The sequence below is a fragment of the Xaviernesmea oryzae genome (genome assembly GCF_900109605.1).
In the GTDB taxonomy this organism is placed as follows: Bacteria; Pseudomonadota; Alphaproteobacteria; order Rhizobiales; family Rhizobiaceae; genus Xaviernesmea; species Xaviernesmea oryzae.
Window position 1 is genome coordinate 143,734 of record NZ_FOAM01000009.1, and the last position, 20,862, is coordinate 164,595.

The 20,862-nt window shown below is 63.7% G+C and carries 18 protein-coding genes; 13 read left to right on the top strand and 5 right to left on the bottom strand.

Annotated elements, in window-relative coordinates:
- Window positions 1-112: 112 nt before the first annotated feature.
- The 5 genes from murG to BMX61_RS25330 are packed head-to-tail and all read left to right on the top strand — an operon-like array spanning window position 113 to window position 4,011.
- Window positions 113-1,237 carry an undecaprenyldiphospho-muramoylpentapeptide beta-N-acetylglucosaminyltransferase gene (murG, locus tag BMX61_RS13210; RefSeq protein ID WP_075626690.1) on the top strand — a complete coding sequence of 375 codons (1,125 nt, stop codon included), beginning with the start codon at window positions 113-115 and terminating at the stop codon, window positions 1,235-1,237.
- A complete protein-coding gene (murC, locus tag BMX61_RS13215) occupies window positions 1,234-2,649 on the top strand; it encodes a UDP-N-acetylmuramate--L-alanine ligase (RefSeq protein WP_075626691.1) in 1,416 nt (471 codons plus the stop codon). The genes murG and murC overlap by 4 nt, the downstream gene beginning before the upstream one ends.
- Window positions 2,646-3,620, top strand: a complete 975-nt coding sequence (gene murB, locus BMX61_RS13220; RefSeq protein WP_075626692.1) for a UDP-N-acetylmuramate dehydrogenase — start codon at window positions 2,646-2,648, stop codon at window positions 3,618-3,620. The genes murC and murB overlap by 4 nt, the downstream gene beginning before the upstream one ends.
- Window positions 3,620-3,889 (top strand): hypothetical protein, encoded by a 270-nt coding sequence (locus BMX61_RS13225; RefSeq protein ID WP_075626693.1) that lies wholly within the window; start codon window positions 3,620-3,622, stop codon window positions 3,887-3,889. Before murB ends, BMX61_RS13225 begins: the two co-directional genes overlap by 1 nt.
- Window positions 3,886-4,011 (top strand): hypothetical protein, encoded by a 126-nt coding sequence (locus tag BMX61_RS25330; RefSeq protein ID WP_267890830.1) that lies wholly within the window; start codon window positions 3,886-3,888, stop codon window positions 4,009-4,011. Before BMX61_RS13225 ends, BMX61_RS25330 begins: the two co-directional genes overlap by 4 nt.
- An 89-nt stretch (window positions 4,012-4,100) precedes the next feature.
- Here BMX61_RS25330 and BMX61_RS13230 read toward each other — a convergent pair whose 3' ends face one another.
- Window positions 4,101-5,402, bottom strand: a complete 1,302-nt coding sequence (locus BMX61_RS13230; protein WP_075626694.1) for an MFS transporter — start codon at window positions 5,400-5,402, stop codon at window positions 4,101-4,103.
- Window positions 5,403-5,785: 383 nt separating this feature from the next.
- Between BMX61_RS13230 and BMX61_RS13235 the strand changes: the two genes are divergently transcribed.
- The 8 genes from BMX61_RS13235 to BMX61_RS13270 all read left to right on the top strand — a co-directional run bounded on the left by BMX61_RS13235 (window position 5,786) and on the right by BMX61_RS13270 (window position 17,801).
- Window positions 5,786-6,724, top strand: coding sequence for a D-alanine--D-alanine ligase (locus BMX61_RS13235; protein ID WP_075626695.1), 939 nt, complete (start codon window positions 5,786-5,788; stop codon window positions 6,722-6,724).
- Window positions 6,712-7,644, top strand: a complete 933-nt coding sequence (locus tag BMX61_RS13240; RefSeq protein ID WP_075626696.1) for a cell division protein FtsQ/DivIB — start codon at window positions 6,712-6,714, stop codon at window positions 7,642-7,644. Before BMX61_RS13235 ends, BMX61_RS13240 begins: the two co-directional genes overlap by 13 nt.
- The gene (gene ftsA / locus BMX61_RS13245; protein ID WP_075626697.1) at window positions 7,641-8,972 is read left to right on the top strand and encodes a cell division protein FtsA; all 1,332 of its coding nucleotides are present in this window, start codon (window positions 7,641-7,643) and stop codon (window positions 8,970-8,972) included. The genes BMX61_RS13240 and ftsA overlap by 4 nt, the downstream gene beginning before the upstream one ends.
- Window positions 8,973-9,088: 116 nt before the next feature.
- Entirely contained in the window at window positions 9,089-10,864 is a 1,776-nt protein-coding gene (gene ftsZ / locus BMX61_RS13250) for a cell division protein FtsZ (RefSeq protein WP_075626698.1), read from the top strand.
- A 436-nt stretch (window positions 10,865-11,300) separates the two neighbouring features.
- Window positions 11,301-12,245 (top strand): UDP-3-O-acyl-N-acetylglucosamine deacetylase, encoded by a 945-nt coding sequence (gene lpxC / locus BMX61_RS13255; RefSeq protein WP_075626699.1) that lies wholly within the window; start codon window positions 11,301-11,303, stop codon window positions 12,243-12,245.
- 479 nt (window positions 12,246-12,724) lie between these two features.
- A complete protein-coding gene (locus BMX61_RS13260; RefSeq protein WP_234794680.1) occupies window positions 12,725-13,543 on the top strand; it encodes an outer membrane protein assembly factor BamD in 819 nt (272 codons plus the stop codon).
- Window positions 13,544-13,558: 15 nt separating this feature from the next.
- On the top strand, window positions 13,559-15,232 hold the full coding sequence (recN, locus tag BMX61_RS13265) for a DNA repair protein RecN (protein WP_075626701.1): 1,674 nt from the start codon (window positions 13,559-13,561) through the stop codon (window positions 15,230-15,232).
- Window positions 15,233-15,965: 733 nt separating this feature from the next.
- Window positions 15,966-17,801: an aminopeptidase P family protein gene (locus BMX61_RS13270; RefSeq protein WP_075626702.1), complete on the top strand. Its 1,836-nt coding sequence runs from the start codon at window positions 15,966-15,968 to the stop codon at window positions 17,799-17,801.
- Window positions 17,802-17,867: 66 nt separating this feature from the next.
- On the opposite strand, the gene BMX61_RS13275 is transcribed toward BMX61_RS13270, so the two are convergent.
- The 4 genes from BMX61_RS13275 to panC form a co-directional block, all read right to left on the bottom strand.
- Window positions 17,868-18,176 carry an AzlD family protein gene (locus BMX61_RS13275; RefSeq protein WP_075626703.1) on the bottom strand — a complete coding sequence of 103 codons (309 nt, stop codon included), beginning with the start codon at window positions 18,174-18,176 and terminating at the stop codon, window positions 17,868-17,870.
- The gene (locus BMX61_RS13280) at window positions 18,176-18,916 is read right to left on the bottom strand and encodes an AzlC family ABC transporter permease (RefSeq protein WP_075626704.1); all 741 of its coding nucleotides are present in this window, start codon (window positions 18,914-18,916) and stop codon (window positions 18,176-18,178) included. Before BMX61_RS13280 ends, BMX61_RS13275 begins: the two co-directional genes overlap by 1 nt.
- Window positions 18,917-18,979: 63 nt before the next feature.
- Window positions 18,980-19,828, bottom strand: a complete 849-nt coding sequence (gene panB, locus BMX61_RS13285; RefSeq protein WP_075626705.1) for a 3-methyl-2-oxobutanoate hydroxymethyltransferase — start codon at window positions 19,826-19,828, stop codon at window positions 18,980-18,982.
- A gap of 3 nt (window positions 19,829-19,831) precedes the next feature.
- Window positions 19,832-20,704: a pantoate--beta-alanine ligase gene (gene panC, locus BMX61_RS13290; RefSeq protein WP_075626706.1), complete on the bottom strand. Its 873-nt coding sequence runs from the start codon at window positions 20,702-20,704 to the stop codon at window positions 19,832-19,834.
- Window positions 20,705-20,862 lie beyond the last annotated feature (158 nt).

Genomic DNA, 20,862 nt, shown 5'->3' on the forward strand with positions numbered 1-20,862 from the left:
AGGAGAAAAATCGCTTCACTCCGTCGTGAAGACGGGCGATGCCTGTGTCTTTACGCAAATCCGGATGCAAAAGCGTTTCGCACTTTTCCCCGATTTGCTCTAGGAAACGATCATGACCAAAGACATTATCATGCTCGCCGCCGGGGGAACCGGCGGTCATCTGTTTCCGGCCGAGGCGCTGGCGCATGAACTGACGGCGCGGGGCTACGAGATCCATCTCGTCACCGACAGCCGTGCCGAGCGCTTCGCCGGCAAGTTTCCCGCCGCTGCCGTCCATGTCGTTCCCTCGGCCACCGTTTCGACCAAGAATCCGATCAAGGCCGCACAGGCGCTCTGGACCTTGTGGAGCGGCCTTCGCGCCGCCAAGGCACTGATGCGCAAGATCCGTCCCAGGGCTGTGGTCGGTTTCGGCGGCTATCCCACCGTTCCACCTGTCATGGCGGCAAGCCGCTTGTCGATTCCGACCATGGTGCACGAGCAGAATGCCGTGATGGGCCGGGCCAACAAGGCGCTGGCCGCGCGCGTGATTGCGATTGCCGGCGGCTTCCTGCCCGAGACGGAAGGTCCCTATGCCCAGAAAACGGTGACCACGGGCAATCCGGTGCGTCCAGCCGTGCTTGAGGCCGCGAATGTGCCCTTCGTCGCGCCGGGGCCGGAGGATCCGTTTCAGCTCGTCGTGTTCGGTGGCAGCCAGGGCGCGCAGTTTTTTTCCAAGGCCATTCCCAGCGCCATCAGCCTGTTGGATGATGCCAAGCGGCGGCGCATCGTCGTTACGCAACAGGCACGGCCCGAGGATATGGACATGGTGCGCGGCTGCATGGCCCGCCTGGAGCTCGACTCTGCCGTCTCTCCCTTCTTCACCGACATGGCTGAGCGCATTGCCCGCGCCCATCTGGTGATCTGCCGGTCCGGCGCCTCGACGGTGTCGGAGATCTCGGTGATCGGTCGCCCGGCAATTCTCGTGCCCTATCCGCACGCGCTCGATCACGACCAGGCCGCCAATGCGAAGATGCTGGCGGCAGCCGGCGGGGCCAAGGTCATCGCCCAATCCGAGCTCTCCGCAGAGAAGCTCAGCGCCATCATCGCCAATGCCATGGACGATCCCGTCTCGCTGGCCGCTATGGCGGCCAATGCGAAAAAAGCCGGTCGCCCGCATGCCGCGCACCTTCTTGCCGATCTGGTGGAAGCCCTGGCCGGCGGCATGCCGATTGCAGAATTCAAGGAAAAACGCATATGAAACTGCCGCAGAGCATCGGGCTGGTCCATTTCATCGGGATCGGCGGCATCGGCATGAGCGGCATTGCCGAAGTGCTGCACAATCTCGGTCACAGGGTTCAGGGTTCCGACCAGTCCGACAGCGCCAATGTCCAGCGCTTGCGGGCCAAAGGCATCGATGTCTTCGTCGGTCATCAGGCCGACAATCTCGGCGAAGCCGAGGTGGTGGTGGTGTCCACCGCCATCAAGAAGACCAATCCGGAACTGATCGCTGCGCGCGAGAAGCTTCTGCCGGTGGTGCGCCGCGCCGAGATGCTGGCCGAGTTGATGCGCTTCCGCAATGCGATCGCCATCGGCGGCACGCATGGCAAGACGACGACGACGTCCATGGTCGCCGCGCTTCTGGAGGCCGGCGGGCTCGACCCGACCGTGATCAATGGCGGCATCATCAATGCCTATGGCACCAATGCCCGCATGGGCGAGGGCGAATGGATGGTGGTGGAGGCCGACGAATCGGACGGCACCTTCCTGAAACTGCCGGCCGACATCGCTGTTGTGACCAATATCGATCCGGAGCACCTGGATCATTATGGCCATTTCGATGCCGTTCGCACGGCCTTCCGGCAATTCGTCGAGAACGTGCCGTTCTATGGCTTCGGCGTGATGTGCCTCGATCATCCCGAGGTTCAGACCATGGTTGCCAAGATCGAGGACCGCAAGGTCATCACCTATGGGGAGAACCCGCAGGCCGACGTGCGCTTCCTCAATATTCGCATGGACGGCGCGACGTCGATTTTCGACATCTCGATCCGGCGCCGGCGCACCGGCCAGATCATCGAGATGAAGGATCTGCGCCTGCCCATGCCCGGCCGGCACAATGTGTCCAACGCCACGGCGGCGATTGCCGTTGCCCAGCGGCTCGGCATTTCGCCAGAGGCGATCGCTCGCGGGCTTGCCGGTTTCAGTGGGGTAAAACGCCGTTTCACCTTCACCGGCGAGTGGAACAATGTCCGCATCTATGACGATTACGGCCACCATCCGGTCGAGATCAAGGCGGTCTTGAAGGCGGCGCGCGAGGCCTGTCAGGGCCGGGTGATCGCGGTCCACCAGCCGCATCGTTACAGCCGTCTGCACAGCCTGTTCGAAGACTTCTCTGCCTGCTTCAACGACGCGGACACGATCCTGCTCGCGCCGGTCTATTCGGCAGGCGAAGAACCCATCGAAGGAGCCAGCTCCGAGGAACTCGTGACCCGGATCAAAGCGGCCGGGCACCGCGATGCGCGCTTTGTCGATGGACCGCAAGCAATTGCGCCCATCGTTTCAACCATTGCGCAGCCGGGGGACTTCGTGGTTCTTTTGGGGGCCGGTAGCATCACGTCCTGGGCTGCCGCGCTTCCTCGCGAATTGGCAGGCATGACAGGCAAGACAGAATGAAACAGGTGAACGGTACGAAACTCCTGGAGTGTCTGGGCGACAGCGTCAACGCGCTGCGCGGACGGCTCACGCCCGATGCGCCGATGGACCGTGTCACCTGGTTTCGCGCCGGCGGCCTGGCGGAGCTGATGTTCCAGCCGCATGATGCCGAGGACCTGGCGACCTTCCTGAAGCTCCTGCCGGAAGACGTGCCGCTGATGGTGGTCGGCGTCGGCTCCAATCTTCTGGTGCGTGATGGCGGCATTCCCGGTGTCGTGGTGCGGCTCTCGGCCAAGGGCTTTGGCGATGTCGAGCTGGTGGGCGAAAACCGCGTGAAGGCCGGCGCCATCTGCCCGGACAAGAACCTGGCTGCAATGACGCTGGATCATGGTATCGGCGGCTTCTTCTTCTATTACGGCATTCCCGGCTCGGTGGGCGGCGCTCTGCGGATGAATGCCGGCGCCAATGGCGGCGAGACGGCCGAACGCGTTGTCGAGGTTCATGCCATCGACCGGCAGGGCAACCGCCATGTGCTGACGCGCGAGGAGATGGGCTATGCCTATCGCCATTCCTCCGCGCCGAAGGACCTGATCTTCACCCACGCCATCTTCGAGGGCTACCCCGAGGACAAGGCCAAGATCCGCACCGATATGGACGCCGTTCGCCAGCATCGCGAAACCGTTCAGCCGATTCGCGAGAAAACGGGTGGCTCGACCTTCAAAAACCCCGAGGGCCACTCCGCTTGGAAGCTCATCGATGAGGCCGGCTGCCGTGGCATGATGATCGGCGGCGCGCAAATGTCGCCGATGCATTGCAATTTCATGATCAATACCGGCCAGGCCAGCGGCTTTGAGCTCGAATATCTGGGCGAGACGGTGCGCCGGCGCGTCATGGAGCATTCGGGCGTGAAGCTGGAATGGGAGATCAAGCGGATCGGCAAATTCATGCCGGGCTACGAGGTCAAGGAATTCCTCGGCGTGGCGCTGGTCTGATGCAGGACGAGGCGGCGGCATCGTTGATCCCGACGCTGCCGCCGCTCGTTCACAATGAACGTGTAAAGCTGACGGCTGCGGCGATCGATCGGCTGTCGACCGCATGCGTCGCTGCTGGTTTTATATCGCCTGTCGTGTCGATGGCGAACGGGCAGATCGTGATCTCCGCCTTCTCCCTCCCGATTGCCCTATCGACCATGACTTGGCTTTTGACCGCTTTGATCTTACATTTTGCGGCAAGACGTGTCCTTGGAAAGCTGAGACCATGACAGTCGCTCTCGCATTCTATCTCTATATTCTTCCCGTCTTGATCGCGGCGACCGTCTGGGGTGCGATCTGGTGGCAGGAATGGCAGGAGCGCCGCCACAGGCAGCTTCCGCCCGCAGAATAAAAAGCCCGCGAAATCATCGATTTCGCGGGCTTTTCTTTGATTGGGTATGAGAGGCGGCGTTGGTTTTTTGCCGTGCGCCCAAAAATCCGTCAGACCTCGTCCTTGCCCGAGAGCAGGATACAGGCGAGCGTGATCAGAGCGGCGATGCCGAGATAGTAGCCGACATAGGCCATGCCGTAAGTTGCCTGCAGATAGGTGGCGATGTAGGGCGCCAGCGAGGCGCCGAAGATGCCGGCGAAGTTGAAGGTGATCGACGAGCCGGTATAGCGCACACGAGTCGGGAAGGGGGCGGCGAGCGCGGTGCCGATCAGCCCATAGGTCATGCCCATGAGGAACATGCCGATCAGGACGAACATGTAGACGCCAGACAGCGCGCCAGCCAGCAGCACCGGAACCAGGAAGGAGAACAGGCCGATGGCGACCGTGGTAGCGATCAACACCTCGCGGCGCCCTAGCTTCTCAGCCATCTTGCCGGCAATCGGAATGGCGATGCCGAAGATGACCGCGCCGAACAGCTGCACTTCGAGCGCATCCAGGAACGGAATGCCCAAGACCTTGGTGTTGTAGGAGAGCAGATAGGCCGAGCCGATATAGAACAGCACGAAGGTGACCAGCGCGACGAAGGTGCCGAGTACGATCGAGCGCTTGTGGTTGCGGAAGAGTTCGGCGACCGGAACGGCCACGCGCTCATGCTTGTCGATGGCCTTCTGGAAGTCCGGCGTCTCGGTGATCGACAGGCGCACCCAGAGGCCGACGGCGATCAACACGATCGAGGCGACGAAGGGGATTCGCCAGCCCCAGCTCAACAGCGCATCCTGCGACATGACATGCAGCAGCAGCCAGAAGAAGCCGGAGGACAGGAACAGGCCGACGGGCGCGCCGAGCTGCGGGAACATGCCGTACCAGGAGCGCTTGCCGGGAGGGGCGTTTTCCGTCGCCAGCAACACCGCGCCACCCCATTCTCCGCCAAGACCGAAGCCCTGGCCGAAGCGGCAGACGGCGAGCAGCAGCGGCGCCAGCACCCCAATCGATTCGTAGGAAGGAACCAGGCCGATGACCACGGTCGACACGCCCATGGTCAAAAGTGCTGCGACCAGTGTCGTCTTGCGGCCGACACGGTCACCGAAATGGCCGAAGACGATCGCGCCGAGCGGTCGGGCGAAGAAGGCAATGGAGAAGGTCGCGAACGAGGCGAGCAAAGCGGAGGTCGGGTCGCTTGCCGGGAAGAAGATCTTCGGAAACACCAGAACGGCGGCCGTCGCATAAACGTAGAAATCGAAGAATTCGATGGTCGTGCCGATCAGGCTGGCCAGCAGAACGCGTGCGGCCGAATTGCTGCGCGCGCCAGAAGAGGCCGTTTCCTGAGACACGGAAGAGATCGTGTTGCTCATGGGTTGATCCAAACGGAGATAATGAGGGGGCATATAAACTTGGGCTTTGGCGTCTCTTATCCCAATCGCCGCGGCTGTGAAACCAATAAATACGACTTTTGCGGTGCACTTTTAGGTGCGCTGCGGCATTGCGTTGTCTGGTCGAATGTGAGGGCGACGCGGACGAGAAGTGAACGCCAGCCGCGCGTCATTGGGGGCGTCAAACCGAATTCGCTCACGAAATTTCGTGACCAGGAACTGAAACAGGACAAGAGGTTAACGATAGTAAACGCTTCATTAACCTTAAGGGCGCTCTATCAGCAGTGCAGGATATCTGAGTCGGTTTCGCCGCCAGGCCTGCGGTAACCGCCATGATGCCGGTGCTGCCCGGCAGGAGTCTTTTCATGAGTGCCAAGCACGTTGCCGTCCTGATGGGCGGCTTCTCGTCCGAGCGACCGGTCAGCCTGTCATCAGGAGAGGCCTGCGCCACGGCACTGGAGGCCGAAGGCTATCGCGTCACGCGCGTGGATGTTGCGCGCGATATCTCTTCTGTGCTCGCCGACCTGAAGCCGGATGTGGTGTTCAATGCGCTTCACGGTCCCTTTGGGGAAGACGGCACCATTCAGGGTGTGCTGGAATATCTTGAGATTCCCTATACGCATTCCGGCGTACTGGCTTCGGCACTCGCCATGGACAAGGTCCAGTCGAAGCGCGTCGCGGCGGCGGCCGGCATTCCCATTGCCCCCTCCAAGCTTTTGAACCGCCATGAGATCGGCCATGAGCATCCACTGCCGCCGCCTTATGTGATCAAGCCCGTGCGCGAAGGCTCGAGCTTCGGCATCGTCATCGTCAAGGAAGATCAGAGCCATCCGCCCCAGGTCGTTTCCTCGCCGGAATGGCGCTATGGCGACATGGTCATGGCGGAACGCTATGTGGCCGGTCGCGAACTGACCTGTGGCGTGATTGGCGCGGGCGATGACGCGCGTGCTCTGGGGGTCACCGAGATCGTGCCGCTTGGCCACGCCTTCTACGACTATGATTCTAAATATGTAAAAGGCGGTTCAGAACATATTCTGCCAGCCCGGATTTTACCAGAAATTTACCAAACTGTTCAAGAATTGGCCGTTAAGGCGCATCGGGCAATCGGGTGCCGGGGCGCCAGCCGCTCCGACTTCCGCCTGGATGATCGGGAGGGTGGATCGGGCGAATTGATCTGGCTGGAAGTCAACACCCAGCCGGGCATGACACCGACCTCACTGCTTCCGGAAATCGCGGCATATGCCGGCATGCCCTTCGGTAAATTCTTGAGCTGGTTGGTGGAGGACGCATCGTGTTTGCGTTGAAGAGGCGAAGGGCATCGCGGCTGCGCGCGTCCGATATGGTGGAGCCGGACGACAAGTTCGTCCTGCCGCGCCCCTTGCGCCGCATGACCCGTTTTCTCCTGTGTCTGTGCACGGGGCGCATTCATTTTCCGGCCTATACGGGGCTGGTCAGTGCTGTCGCCCTGTTCGGCGCCACCGGCTTCTATGGCATGCATCTGGGGGGGCACGCCCAGGCTGTGGCGCAGGCAACCACCTCGGCTGCAGGCTTCGCCATTGAGGATGTGAAGATCGCCGGCAACGAGCAGACGTCCGATATCGACATTCTCCAGGAGATCGGCCTCGACGGCACGACGTCGCTGGTGGCGCTCGATGTGGAGACGGCGCGCGATCAGATCGCGAAAATGCCCTGGGTCGAGCATGTGACGGTGCGCAAGGTCTATCCGCGCACGATCGAGGTGAACCTGAAGGAGCGCAAGGCCTTCGGCATCTGGCAGCATGGCACCGACCTCTCGCTGATCGAAAAAAGCGGCAGCGTGATCGCACCGCTGCGCGACAACAAATTCGCCGGCCTGCCGCTTTTCGTCGGACGTGACGCGGAAGCGGCGGCGGCCAAGTTCTACGAGCGTTTTTCGCAGTGGCCCGAGATCCAGAAGCGGGTGAAGGCCTATGTGCGCATCGCCGCGCGCCGCTGGGATCTGGTCATGGACAATGGCGTGACGGTCAAGCTGCCCGAGCATGACCTGGAGCGCGCCATGGAAGTGCTCAGCACGATGGAAGAGGGCCAGCAGCTTCTCGAGCGCGATATCGCGGCCGTCGATCTGCGCCTGGAAGACCGCACCACCATCCAGCTGACGGCAGAGGCCGCCGCCCGGCGCCAGACGCTGCTGGAAGCCCGCAACAAACAACTGATCAAGCTCGAAAAGCAGGAGAGCGCCCTATGAGTGTCTTCGGGTCCTCCCATTTCGGCCTGCCACGGCTGAAGCCGCTTTCGTCCAAGCGCACGCAGATCGTCTCCGTGCTGGATATCGGCTCGACCAAGATCGTCTGCATGATCGGGCGGCTGACCCCGCGCGAGGAAAGCCAGATCCTGCCGCACCGCACCCATCATATCGAGATCATCGGGCTCGGCCATCACAAGTCTCGGGGCATGAAGAACGGCGTGATCGCCGATCTCGACGAAGTGGAAAGCGTGGTCCGTCTGGCCGTCGATGCAGCGGAGCGCATGGCGGGCCTGACGATCGACAGCCTGATCGTCAATATCTCCGCCGGCCGTCTGCAAAGCGACATCTACACCGCAACGATCGACCTGGGCGGCCAGGAGGTCGATCAGGCGGATCTCAAGCGCGTGCTCGCGGCCGCCGCTCAGCGGTCGCAGCGTCAGGACCGCATGATCCTCCATTCGCTGCCGACAGGCTATTCGCTCGATGGCGAACGCGGCATCCGTGATCCGCTCGCCATGTTCGGCGATGTGCTCGGCGTCGATATCCACATGTTGACGGCCGAGCGGGCGGCGCTGCGCAATCTCGAACTCTGCGTCAACCGCGCGCATCTCTCGGTCGAGGGGCTGGTTGCGACGCCCTATGCCAGTGGTCTGGCGACGCTCGTCGATGACGAGGTCGAGCTTGGCTGCGCCGCCATCGATCTCGGCGGCGGCACCACGACGATCTCGGTCTTTGCCGAAGGGCGCCTAGTTCATGCTGATGCGGTCTCGCTGGGCGGGCATCACATCACCACCGACCTCGCGCGCGGCCTGTCGACGCGAATCGAGGATGCGGAGCGGCTGAAGGTCGTCCATGGCTCGGCCATGCCGAACGGCGCCGACGAGCGCGAAATGGTCAGCGTGCCGCCGATCGGCGAAGACGAGCGCGACCAGCCGACTCACGTGCCGCGCGCGCTGCTGTCGCGAATCGTTCGCGCCCGCGTCGAGGAAACGCTGGAACTGATTCGCGACAGAATCCAGCGCTCGGGTTTCTCGCCGATCGTCGGCAAGCGCGTGGTGCTGACCGGTGGGGCCAGCCAGCTGACCGGATTGGCGGACGCCGCGCGGCGCGTTCTGGCGCGCAATGTGCGAATCGGTCGCCCGCTCGGCATTTCCGGCCTGCCGGCCGCAGCCAAGGGCCCGGCCTTTTCCGCAGCCGTCGGCCTGATGATCTATCCGCAGGTCGCCGACCTCGAAACCCATGCGGCGCAAGGCGGTCTGATCGCCTCGCTGGCGGGGAACAACAGCCGCATCGCCCGTGTCGGGCAATGGCTGAAAGAAAGTTTCTGACGGCGTTCGTAAGGCCGCGCAATCGTGACGCAAGCTTCGCGCGGGAACGGACTGTTACGTTGAACCAGATTTGGCCGGCTCGGCAAGGCGGCCAGGTAAAAGGAAGGAACGGGTAAATGACCATCAACTTGCAGAAGCCGGACATCACCGAGCTCAAGCCGCGCATCACCGTTTTCGGTGTCGGCGGCGGCGGCGGCAACGCTGTCAACAACATGATCACCGCAGGCCTGCAGGGCGTCGACTTCGTCGTCGCCAACACCGATGCGCAGGCTCTCACCATGACCAAGGCCGAGCGAATCATCCAGATGGGTGTCGCCGTCACCGAAGGTCTCGGCGCCGGTTCGCAGCCGGAAGTCGGCCGCGCGGCCGCCGAAGAGTGCATCGATGAGATCATCGATCACCTGAACGGCACGCATATGTGCTTCGTCACCGCCGGCATGGGCGGCGGCACCGGCACGGGCGCGGCCCCCGTCGTGGCCCAGGCTGCCCGCAACAAGGGCATCCTGACTGTCGGCGTCGTGACCAAGCCGTTCCATTTCGAGGGCCAGCGCCGCATGCGGCTCGCCGAGCAGGGCATCGCCGAGCTGCAGAAGTCGGTCGATACGCTGATCGTCATCCCCAACCAGAACCTCTTCCGCATCGCCAATGACAAGACGACCTTCGCGGACGCCTTCGCCATGGCCGACCAGGTTCTCTATTCGGGCGTTGCCTGCATCACCGACCTGATGGTCAAGGAAGGCCTCATCAACCTCGACTTCGCCGACGTACGTTCGGTGATGCGCGAGATGGGCCGCGCGATGATGGGCACGGGCGAAGCATCGGGCGAAGGCCGCGCCATGGCCGCCGCCGAAGCTGCGATCGCCAATCCGCTGCTCGACGAAACCTCGATGAAGGGCGCTCAGGGCCTGCTGATCTCGATCACCGGCGGTCGTGACTTGACGCTGTTCGAAGTCGATGAAGCCGCAACCCGGATTCGCGAAGAAGTCGATCCGGATGCCAACATCATCCTCGGCGCCACGTTCGACGAAGACCTCGAAGGCATCATCCGCGTCTCCGTCGTGGCGACCGGCATCGATCGCACGGCTGCGGAGGTGGCCGATCGCAATGCCAGCTTTCGTCCGGTAGCGCAGAAGGCGGCCCGCCCGGCCGCTCCGGCGCCGCAGGCTGCCGCGCCCGCCGCCGCTATTGCTGCCCAGCCCGCTCCGGTGATGCAGCAGCAGCCGGCTGCTCCGGCACCCCAGCCGGTGGATGCCGTCGCCCAGGCGATCCGCGAAGCCGAGATCGAGCGCGAGCTTCTGATCCAGCAGCGCGCGGCACAGCTCGCCGCAGCCCCGGCACCCGTTGCCGAGGAGTTTCGTCCGCAGAGCCGTCTGTTTGCGCAGCAAGCTCCGGCCGAACAGCCGCAGGCCTTCCGTCAACCGGCTCCGGCCCCGGAGATGCCTGTCTTCCAGCAGCCGGCCGCACCTGTCGCCCAGGCGCCGCGTTATGAAGCGCCCCGTCAGGAGCCCGTCGCTCCGGTGATGCGCCAGCCGATGCCCGAGCCGGTGCGCATGCCCAAGGTCGAGGACTTCCCGCCGATGGTGAAGGCCGAGGCCGAACGCCGTGCCCAGCCGGCCCCGCAGGCCGAAGAACGCGGCGCCATGGGCCTGCTCAAGCGGATCACCAATTCGCTCGGCCGCCGCGAAGACGAAGAACACAATGTTTCGGCCGATATGACGGCCGGAGCGCCGAGCGCCGCCTCGCAGCAGCGCCGTCCCCTCTCGCCCGAAGCGAGCGTCTACGCCCCGCGTCGCGGGTCGCTGGATGACCACGGTCGCATGGCCGCGCAGCCGCGCAGCCATGAAGATGATCAGCTCGAAATCCCGGCTTTCCTGCGCCGTCAGTCGAACTGATCCCGACCGTTTCTTCCACCTTGCCGAATGCCCGGGCACACTGCCCGGGCATTTTCCATTTGTGCTTGCTGAACAGGGGTTTAACGCCGGTAGCAAAGTCGTAACAAATCGAAAGAAACAGTGATTTGGAATGACGCGGTACCCTCTCTATCTTCATGATCGAGGGTCTGGCGAAGATCCGTTGCGACTCGCGCGTCATGCGGGCTAAGCGACGGGACGGAGGCGGGCCGGCAAGACGCTTAGGACGTTTCACACGATCGCGGCGCCGCGCAAGAGCTTGGTTCGCGATCTCCGGTCATCGGTATCGTGCGCAGTGGCGGGACAGATCAGTGGTCCCGGCGCAGGCAGGCTGTGGCCCCGAGACGGGCAACGGTCAAGAGAGACAACATGGTACGGCGGTGCACGCCGGCGAAGTGAAGGCATGACGCGTATGGGAATGACAATCGGTTCTTTGGGCTTCCAGACCACGATCGCACAGGCGGTTACCCTGTCTGGAACCGGCGTTCATTCCGGCGCAGGCGTCTCCATCACCTTCCTGCCGGCGGAGGCCGATAGCGGCATCGTCTTCCAGCGCATGGACGGCCAGACGCTGCTCAGCGAATTTCGCGCCGTGTCAGTCAATGTCGGCAACACCGATCTCTGCACCGTTCTGGGCTTTTCCCCAGCCACCGCGATCGCCACGATCGAACATGTGATGGCCGCGCTCTATGCCATCGGCGTCGACAATCTGATCGTCGAGGTCCAGGGCGGCGAAATGCCGATCATGGATGGCAGCTCCGCGCCCTTCTTCGAAGCCATCGAGCAGGTTGGTCTGAAGGCGCTTGCGGTGAAGCGCCGTGTGATCCGCGTGCTCAAGCCGGTGCGCATCGAACATGGCGCATCTTGGTCCGAATTCCTGCCGCATGACGTCATGCGCTTCGAGGTGGACATCGATTTCGATACGCCGCTGATCGGCCGCCAGTCCTGGAAGGGCGACATAACGCCCGCCACCTTCAAGCGCGAGCTTTCGCGGGCGCGCACCTTCGGCTTCATGCGCGATGTCGAGCGGATGTGGGCCGCGGGCCGCGGCCTCGGTTCTTCGCTGGAAAATTCCGTCGTGATTTCGGACGACAACACCGTGATCAATGTCGAGGGCCTGCGCTACCAGGGCGACGAGTTCGTACGCCACAAGACGCTGGACGCCGTGGGCGATCTGGCACTGGCGGGCATGCCGTTCGTGGGAATCTATCGCTCCTATCGCGGCGGCCACAAGATGAATGCCTATGCCTTGAAGGCGCTGATGAGCGATCCGACGGCCTATGAGATCGTCGAAAGCGTTCCCAACCGCGCCCGCATCCTGCGCGAGCCGGTTCTGGCGGCAGCGGCCTCCGTTTCGGCCTGATAGGCGGCGGTGCGCTGCGCCGGTCTCATGAGAAAACAGCAGGTTAGATGAAGGGGCTCCGCAGGTGCGGAGCCTTCTGCGCAAGCAGTTTGACCATGCGCACCGCCCCGCCTTTTGCGATGGACATGCCACAAAAAAGCGTTAATCCATCATCAGGACATTGCGGACGTGGTGCGCTTTGGCTTAAGAGCTTAGGCGAAGCTTCTCACGGCAGGTCGAAAAGGGAGCTCGTGTCCTGTGCGTCGGTTGCACGGGGGCAGAGGCGCTGGAGGCGAGGGCGCCTTGGGCACTGGCGGGTCCGCGCTCGGCGGCTTTGAAGAGGGTGGGGCTAAGTGCCTGGCCGCGTGTCTCGAACTGGCAGGTCTTGCCGGCGCCGGGGTCATGAGTCATGGGCGGCAGCGGGGCATCTGCCGGATAACGGGAATGTTTTGATGGACTTTGCACACCACTTCGGACTGAAGAAGCTGGCGCGCGGCGGTATGATCGCGCTCTCCCTCGGCCTGAGCGGCCTGCTTCTGTCCGCGTGCCAAAACGATCCCGATATCGACATCACCAAGCTGAAGGCAGACACCGATCCGCCGGATGTGCTCTATCGCCAGGGCTTGGCCAATCTCAATGCCGGCAAGACGACGGAAGCGGCGCGCAAGTTCGACGCCATCGACCGCGAGCATCCCTTCTCCGAATATGCCCGCAAGGCGCTGGTGATGAAGGCCTTCGTGGCCTATCGCAACGGTCAGTCGCAGGACGCGATCACCGCTGCCACGCGTTATCTCAATCTTTATCCGCAGTCGGAAGACGCGGCCTATGCGCAATATATCGTCGGGCTCGCCTATTCCAAGCAGATCCCGACGGTGACGCAGGACCAGAAGCCGGCGTTCAAGACCATCGAGGCGATGCAAACCGTCATCGATAAGTACCCGACAAGCGAATATGTCGAGGATGCACGCGCCAAGCTGCGCTTCGCCAAGGATCAGCTGGCCGGCAAGGAAATGCAGGTCGGGCGCTACTATCTCGAACGCAAGGAATATCTGGCGGCGGCCTCGCGCTTCCGCACGGTGGTCGAGCAATATCCGACCACCAATCAAGTCGAAGAGGCGCTGGCGCGCCTGGTCGAAACCTATTTTGCCATGGGCGTCACCTCCGAAGCGCAGACGGCGGCGGCGGTGCTCGGCCATAACTATCCCGATAGCCAGTGGTATGCCGACTCGTACAAGCTTTTGCAGGGCAACGGCCTGGAACCGCGCGAAAATGGCGGCTCCTGGATTTCCCGCGCTGGCAAGAACCTGATCGGCGCCTAACCTTCAGACCGGCGGATGCTCTCTCAGATTTCGATCCGCGATATCGTTCTTATCGAACGGCTCGATCTTTCCTTCGACGCCGGCCTCTCGGTTTTGACCGGCGAGACCGGTGCAGGCAAGTCGATTCTGCTCGACAGCCTTTCGCTCGCGCTTGGCGGACGTGGCGATGGTTCGCTGGTGCGTCATGGCGCCGAGCGCGGCCAGGTCACGGCGGTGTTCGATGTCTCGGTCGATCATCCAGCCCGCGCCTTCGTGCGCGACAATGGCATCGATGATGATGGCGACCTGATCTTCCGCCGCGTGCAATCGGGCGATGGCCGCACCAAGGCCTATATCAACGACCAGCCTGTTTCCGTTCAGCTGCTGCGCCAAGCGGGCCAGCTGCTAGTGGAAATCCACGGCCAGCATGATGACCGCGCATTGGTGGATGCCGATGCCCATCGCATGCTGCTCGATGCCTTCGGCGCCTTGCAGCGGGACGGCGAGGCGGTGGCTAGCCTCTTCCGCAGCTGGCGCGACAGCGAGCGCGCCTTCAAGAAGCATCGAGAAAAGGTCGAGGCCGCCGCGCGCGAGGCCGATTATATCCGCTCAAGCGTTGAGGAGCTTGAGGCGCTTAGCCCGCTCGATGGCGAAGAGGACGAACTGGCCGAACGCCGCGCCCGGATGATGAAGGCCGAGCGCATCGCCGTCGACATCAACGAGGCGAGCGAATTTCTCAACGGCCATTCCTCCCCAGTGCCGCAGATCGCCTCGCTGGTGCGCCGGCTGGAGCGTAAGAGCCACGAAGCGCCGGGTCTGCTCGAGGAGACGGTGACCTTTCTCGACACGGCACTGAATCATCTGTCCGATGCGCAAATGGCCGTGGAAGCAGCGCTCCGCAAAACCGAATATGACCCGAAGGAACTGGAGCGGGTGGAGGAGCGGCTTTTTGCTTTGCGCGCCGCCGCTCGCAAATATTCCGTTCCCGTCAGTGAACTGCCGGCGCTTGCCATGCGCATGGTCTCAAGCCTCGCCGATCTCGATGCGGGCGCGGAAAAGCTGCGCCAGCTCGAGGCCGACGTGACGGAAACGCGCGCGGCCTATGATGCGGCGGCGCTTGCCCTGTCCAGCAAGCGCCACGACACCGCCACGGCGCTTTCTGAGGCTGTCATGGCCGAACTGCCGGCGCTGAAGCTGGAGCGGGCGCGGTTCACCGTCGAGGTGAAGACCGACGCATCGGTCCCGGCGGCCGAAGGCATCGATCTCGTTGAGTTCCACGTGCAGACCAATCCCGGCACTCGGCCCGGACCGATCATGAAGGTGGCGTCTGGCGGTGAACTTTCGCGCTTCCTCCTGGCGCTGAAGGTGGCGCTCGCTGATCGCGGTTCGGCCCCGACCTTGGTCTTCGACGAAATCGATACGGGGGTGGGCGGCGCGGTGGCCGATGCCATTGGCCAGCGGCTGAAGCGCCTGTCGGCTCGCGTGCAGGTTCTCTCCGTCACCCACGCGCCGCAGGTCGCCGCGCGGGCGGCCACCCATCTGCTGATTTCCAAGGGGCCGAGCGAGGGGCAGGGCGACCGTATCGCAACCCGCGTTGCCCGCATGAACGAAGATGCCCGGCGAGAGGAAATCGCCCGCATGCTCGCAGGCGCCTCGATCACCGAAGAGGCACGCGCGGCTGCCGCGCGGCTTCTGGCCGGGAACGGCTAGAGGCTTCGCCTGATGTGTCCGTACCGCGCAGCAGAACGCATCAGGATACAGGCAGTTGGCGCTCTCGCATCCAGCATTGACCTTTTCAGGGAGGAGGTGGCGGGTGGCGTGAAGACGCCACCCGCCGGTCGGATAACCGACCTGTCCGCGAGCTGAAGGAGGAGGACGCTCAAGCGGACCCTGGTGGCCGCCCGTGAAAAGCCCGAGGGAGGAGGAGAAGGCTTCCCACAGGAAATCGGACCACACAGACTGATGCTGCCAAAAGCAGCATAGGCGGAACGTCAGCGGATCGCTGCTTCCGTTCTGGGCGCACTCTTAGCGCTTTGGATGGCAAAAAGAAGTCATCTGCCGGGCATGGGAGCCATGCACCATCGACCTCTTGTCAAAACGATTTGATTTTGATCGTCAATGAGGCGGTTGCAGAGGCTGTGACATTGTCGCGATCAGGCTGTTTTCGTACAGGGTGCAGCCGTCCATTCAGGCTGATCTCGCTTGCGACAGAGCTCGGCGGGGACGGGCGTCTCCTAAGACAGCGCCAAGACAGGGTGCGGATCGTGGCGGCTCATCGACGGCCTGCCATGCGTAAGGCGAACCGCTGGTGTTTCGTGAAGATTGGGATTTGCATGGCGATGCAGTAGTCTGCGGGCGACTCGCCGCCGCGCGCCCTGCATGCCTGGCGGCTCTTCACACGCAGGCGGATCTTGCCTGCGCTGCACCATCCGGGAAGCTCATCATGTATCAGTCCTTCGATGTCACCTCCACGCCGCAATTCGGGAAGGAGAGGGTGGCCGCACTGCGTGCGCATCTGGCGCAAGCCGGTGCGGATGGTTTCCTTGTGCCGCGTGCCGATGAATATCAGGGCGAATATGTGCCGGCCTGTGCCGAGCGTCTGGCCTGGCTCACCGGCTTCACCGGATCGGCCGGCATGGCGCTGATTCTGCCGGAGCGGGCGATCGTCTTTGTCGATGGGCGCTATGTGACCCAGCTCGCCCAGCAGGTGGATGGCGAGGTGTTCGAAGGCGGCGATCTCATCGGCGAGCCGCCGCATCTCTGGCTGGAGCGTCATGCGCCCGATGGACTGCGACTTGCCATCGATCCCGCGCTGCATACGGGCGCGGAGGTGCGTAAGCTCAAGGCCGCGCTGGAAAAGCACGGCGGCAGCCTGGTTCTGCTTAAGGCCAATCCGCTTGATAGGCTCTGGACTGATCGGCCAGCCGAGCCGATGGGGCGCGTGATCATTCAGACGGACGCCCATGCCGGCAAGCTCGCCCGCGATAAGATCGCCGAGATGGCCGAAGCCACCGCTAAGGCCGGCGCGACAGCCCTTCTCGTCACCGATCCGCAGTCGATCGCCTGGATCTTCAATCTGCGCGGTGCCGATGTGCCGCACACGCCCAATCCGCTGGCCCGCGCGGTGATCACCGACGAAGGCGTGGCGGAAATCTTCATCGATGCGCGCAAGCTCGATATCGAGGCCAAGGCCTATCTGACCCAGATCGCCACCATCGCGCCGCCGGCTTCCTTTCTGGAGCGCGTCGGCGCGTTAGCGCGCGAAAGCGGCGCGCTGATGATCGATCCCGACCACGCCGCCTACGCCGTGGCCGAGCTGATCCGGGCCGAAGGGGGCATGGTGGTCGAAGGCGCGGATCCGGCCCGTCTGCCGCGCGCTGTTAAGAACGAGGTGGAGCTTGAAGGCGCGCGCCGTGCGCATCTGCAGGATGGCGCCGCCATGGTCGAGTTTCTCACCTGGCTGGATGCGCAGGCGCCGGGAAGCGTGACGGAGATCCAGGCAGTCGAGAAGCTCGAAGCCTGCCGCATCGCGGCAGGCCAGCGGATGCAGAACCCGCTGAAAGACATTTCCTTCGACACCATTGCCGGCGCCGGCGCCCATGCGGCGATCATGCACTACCGCGTCACCCATGAAAGCGACGCGCCGCTGGAAGCCGGCACGCTGTTTCTGATCGACTCCGGTGGGCAATATGTCAACGGCACCACCGATATTACCCGCACCGTCGCCATCGGCACACCGCCGGACGAGGGAAAGCGCCTGTTCACGCTGGTGCTCAAGGGCATGATCGCGCTCTCGACAGCGCGTTTCCCCAAGGGCACACGTGGCGTGGAGCTCGATCCGCTCGTGCGCATCACGCTGTGGAAGGCCGGCGTCGACTTCGCCCATGGCACCGGCCATGGCATCGGCTCCTATCTTTCCGTCCATGAAGGGCCGCAACGCATCTCCCGCGCCGGCATGCAGGAGATCCTGCCGGGCATGCTGCTATCCAACGAGCCGGGCTATTATCGCCCCGGCGCCTTCGGCATCCGCATCGAAAACGTCATTCACACCTTGCCCGCAGCGCCGATCGACGGCGGCGATCTCCCCATGCTCGGCTTCGAAACCATCACCTTCTGCCCGATCGATCGCCGCCTGATCGTGCCCGGCCTGCTCTCGCCGGAAGAGCGCGCCTGGCTCGACGCCTATCATGCGGAGACGCGCGAGAAGCTGATGCCGTTGATCGAGGATGAAAAGGCCAAGGCCTGGCTCATCCAGGCGACGGAACCGCTGCCGGCGTAGGGCGGTTCACCGATCAGCAGAAGATGGGCGCCGAAGCCGGCGGCCATTCGTATGGCGGCATCGCCTTCAAAGTCCGAGATGTCGCAGTCCCATCACCACGGCCCAGCCGACCAGCAGCATCGGCACCGGCGCGAGCCGGAAGCCGGCGAGGAAGGCGACGACGATGGCAATGGCGGCATCGCGGCCGCCGGTGATGAGCGCAGGCGCTACAAGGGTGGACAAGACGGCTGCCGGCACGGCGTCGAGCGCCGCCATCAGGCGCGGTGGAAGCCGCTGGAAGCGGCGCACGAGCAGATAGCCGCCAATGCGCGTCAGATAGGTCGCCAGCGCCGCCATGAGCACGACGGGTGCATAGCCGAGATCGAAACCGCCCATCAGTTTGCCTCCCGCCGGCCTTGTGCGTCCGCTGCGGGCGCCTCATCGCCTTCGACAGGCAGCGGCAAGCATGCCGACAGTACCATGCCGACGAGCGCGCCGATCGAGACGTGCCAGGGCGAGCCGACGACCTTCAGCGCCAGGATCGACACCACCGAGGAGACGGCGACCACGGGCAGCCAGTTGCGCCGCTTGCGAAAGCCCATCAGCAGCGACAGGAAATAGATCGGCAGCAGAACGTCGAGGCCGATCGCTGCGGGATTGCCGATGAGACCGGCAAAGACGGCGCCGAGCGCCGTGGCCACCTGCCAAGGCACATAAAGCGCGATGCCATAGCCGATGAACCAAGCGAAGCGCACCCGGCCGCGTTCGTCCGCCCGCCGCTCGGTTTCGGCATAATGGGGATCCGTGAGCAGAAACAGGCCAAAGGCCTTCTGGAGCCGGCTGAAATGCTGGATATGCCGGGCGATCGAGGCCGAATAGAGCACCAGCCGGAAATTGACCGCGAAGACGGAGAGCACGATCAGCCAGGGCTGGACCTTCTGGCCGAAGAGCTCGATGCCCACCATCTGGCTGGCGCCGGCAAAGACGGTCAGGCTCATCAGCATCGCGTCGGTGATCGAAAGGCCATTGTCGACCGCCAGCGCCCCGAAAAGAGCGCCGAAGGGCGAAGCCGAGAGAATGGCCGGCAGCGCCTTTCTGGCGCCCTGCCAGAATTCGTCCCGGAGCGTTTCAGCCATGCCAGAGAAACCTTGTGGAGAAGACGCGCGTTTCTGCGCGCTGTTCAGCGCCGGCGCAAGCCGTCATTTCTGATCGCTGTCCGGCAAGGCGGCGGCGCGCGGCTGGAACGTGTGCTCGATCGCGGGAAAGGTGCGGGCCTTCACCTCGTCCGCATAAGCGGCGGCTGCCGCCGAAATCTGCGGGCCGAGCGTTGCGAAATGCTTGACGAAGCGCGGCGTGAAGTCGCTGAACAGGCCGAGCATGTCGTCGGACACCAGGATCTGCCCATCGCAGGCCGGCGATGCGCCAATGCCGATGGTGGGGATGGTCAGGCTTTCGGTGATGGCGCGCGCCAGCGGCTCGATGGTGCCTTCGATGACGATGGCGAAGGCCCCCGCCGCCTCGATGGACTTGGCATCGCGGCGGATCGTTTCGGCTTCCTTGTCGTTGCGGCCAAGCGAGCGATAGCCGCCTGCCGTGTTGACCAGCTGCGGCATCAGGCCGACATGGCCGAGCACGGGAATGCCGCGCGCGGTGAGAAAGGCCACGGTCTCGGCCATTTCCGCGCCGCCTTCCAGCTTGACGGCGCTGCAGCCGGTCTCCTTCATCACCCGCGCGGCGCTCAGGAACGCCTGTTCCTTCGAGGCTTGATAGCTGCCAAAGGGCAGGTCCACCACCACGCAGGCCGTCTGGCTGCCGCGCATGACGGCCTGGCCGTGGGCGATCATCATCTCCAGCGTCACGCCGAGCGTCGACTCCATGCCGTAAAGCACCATGCCGAGCGAATCGCCGACCAGCAGCAGGTCGACATGCGGGTCGAGTAGCCGGGCGATCGGGGTCGTATAGGCGGTCAGGCTCACGATAGGCCGCTGGCCCTTCAGCATGGAGAGCATCAAGGGCGTCACGCGCCGCACCTTTGCCTGAACGCTCAAGGCTCAGGCCACCGCTTCGAGCAAGGAGGCGGGATGATAGACCCGGTTGTCGAGCAGCCTTGTGCTGCCGACGCGCACATAAAGCAGCAGCAGGACCGGGCCTTCTCCCAGCCGCTCCGGCTTGGCCAGGCTATCGGGGTCGCGGATGGCCACCACCTCCGGACGCGCGAGCGGCTCCGACCGAATGAAATCCGCTAGCGCCGTCTCAAGCGCATCGACATCCTGCACGCCTTGAGCCATCAGGCGACCGGCCTCATCCAGCGTACGTGGGAGAATGAGCGCGGCGCGGCGCTCGTCGGTGGAAAGATAGACATTGCGCGAGGAGCAGGCGAGCCCATCGGCCTCGCGCACGGTTTCCACGCCAATCACCTCCACCGGCTGGGCCAGATCCTCCACCATCCGGCGGATGAGCTGGAGCTGCTGGAAATCCTTCTGGCCGAAATAGGCCCGGCGCGGCTGGACGATGTTGAAAAGCTTGGTGACGACGGTGGCGACGCCGGCGAAATGACCGGGGCGCGCCTCGCCCTCCAGAATCGCGCCCAGCGCGGGCACGTCGACCACGGTTGCCATCGGCCGGGGATACATCTCCTCCACACCAGGGGCGAAGAGAATGTCCACCTGGTTGTCCGTCAAGAGGGCGACGTCGCGGTCGAGATCACGCGGATATTGATCCAGATCTTCGCCCGCGCCGAACTGCAGCGGATTGACGAAGAGGCTGACCACCACGAGATCGTTTTCGGCTCGTGCGCGGCGCACCAGCTCCGTATGGCCCTGATGCAGATAACCCATTGTCGGCACGAAGCCGATGGATCGGCCGGTCTTGCGCTGGATCATCAGCCGCTGGCGTAGGGCGGCAATGTTGTTGATCACTTCCATGGTGACCCCTCCGGTCCGCTTGGTACCCATCAAGGGCGGTCGATCGACAGGCGGAGCCTGTTCGGGGTCCGCTTGTTCTGCCGCCTGCCTATCGCCTGTAACGGCCAAAGGCAATTGCGGGGCCGAACCCCTTGGCGCAACGATGCTGTTTTCGACAA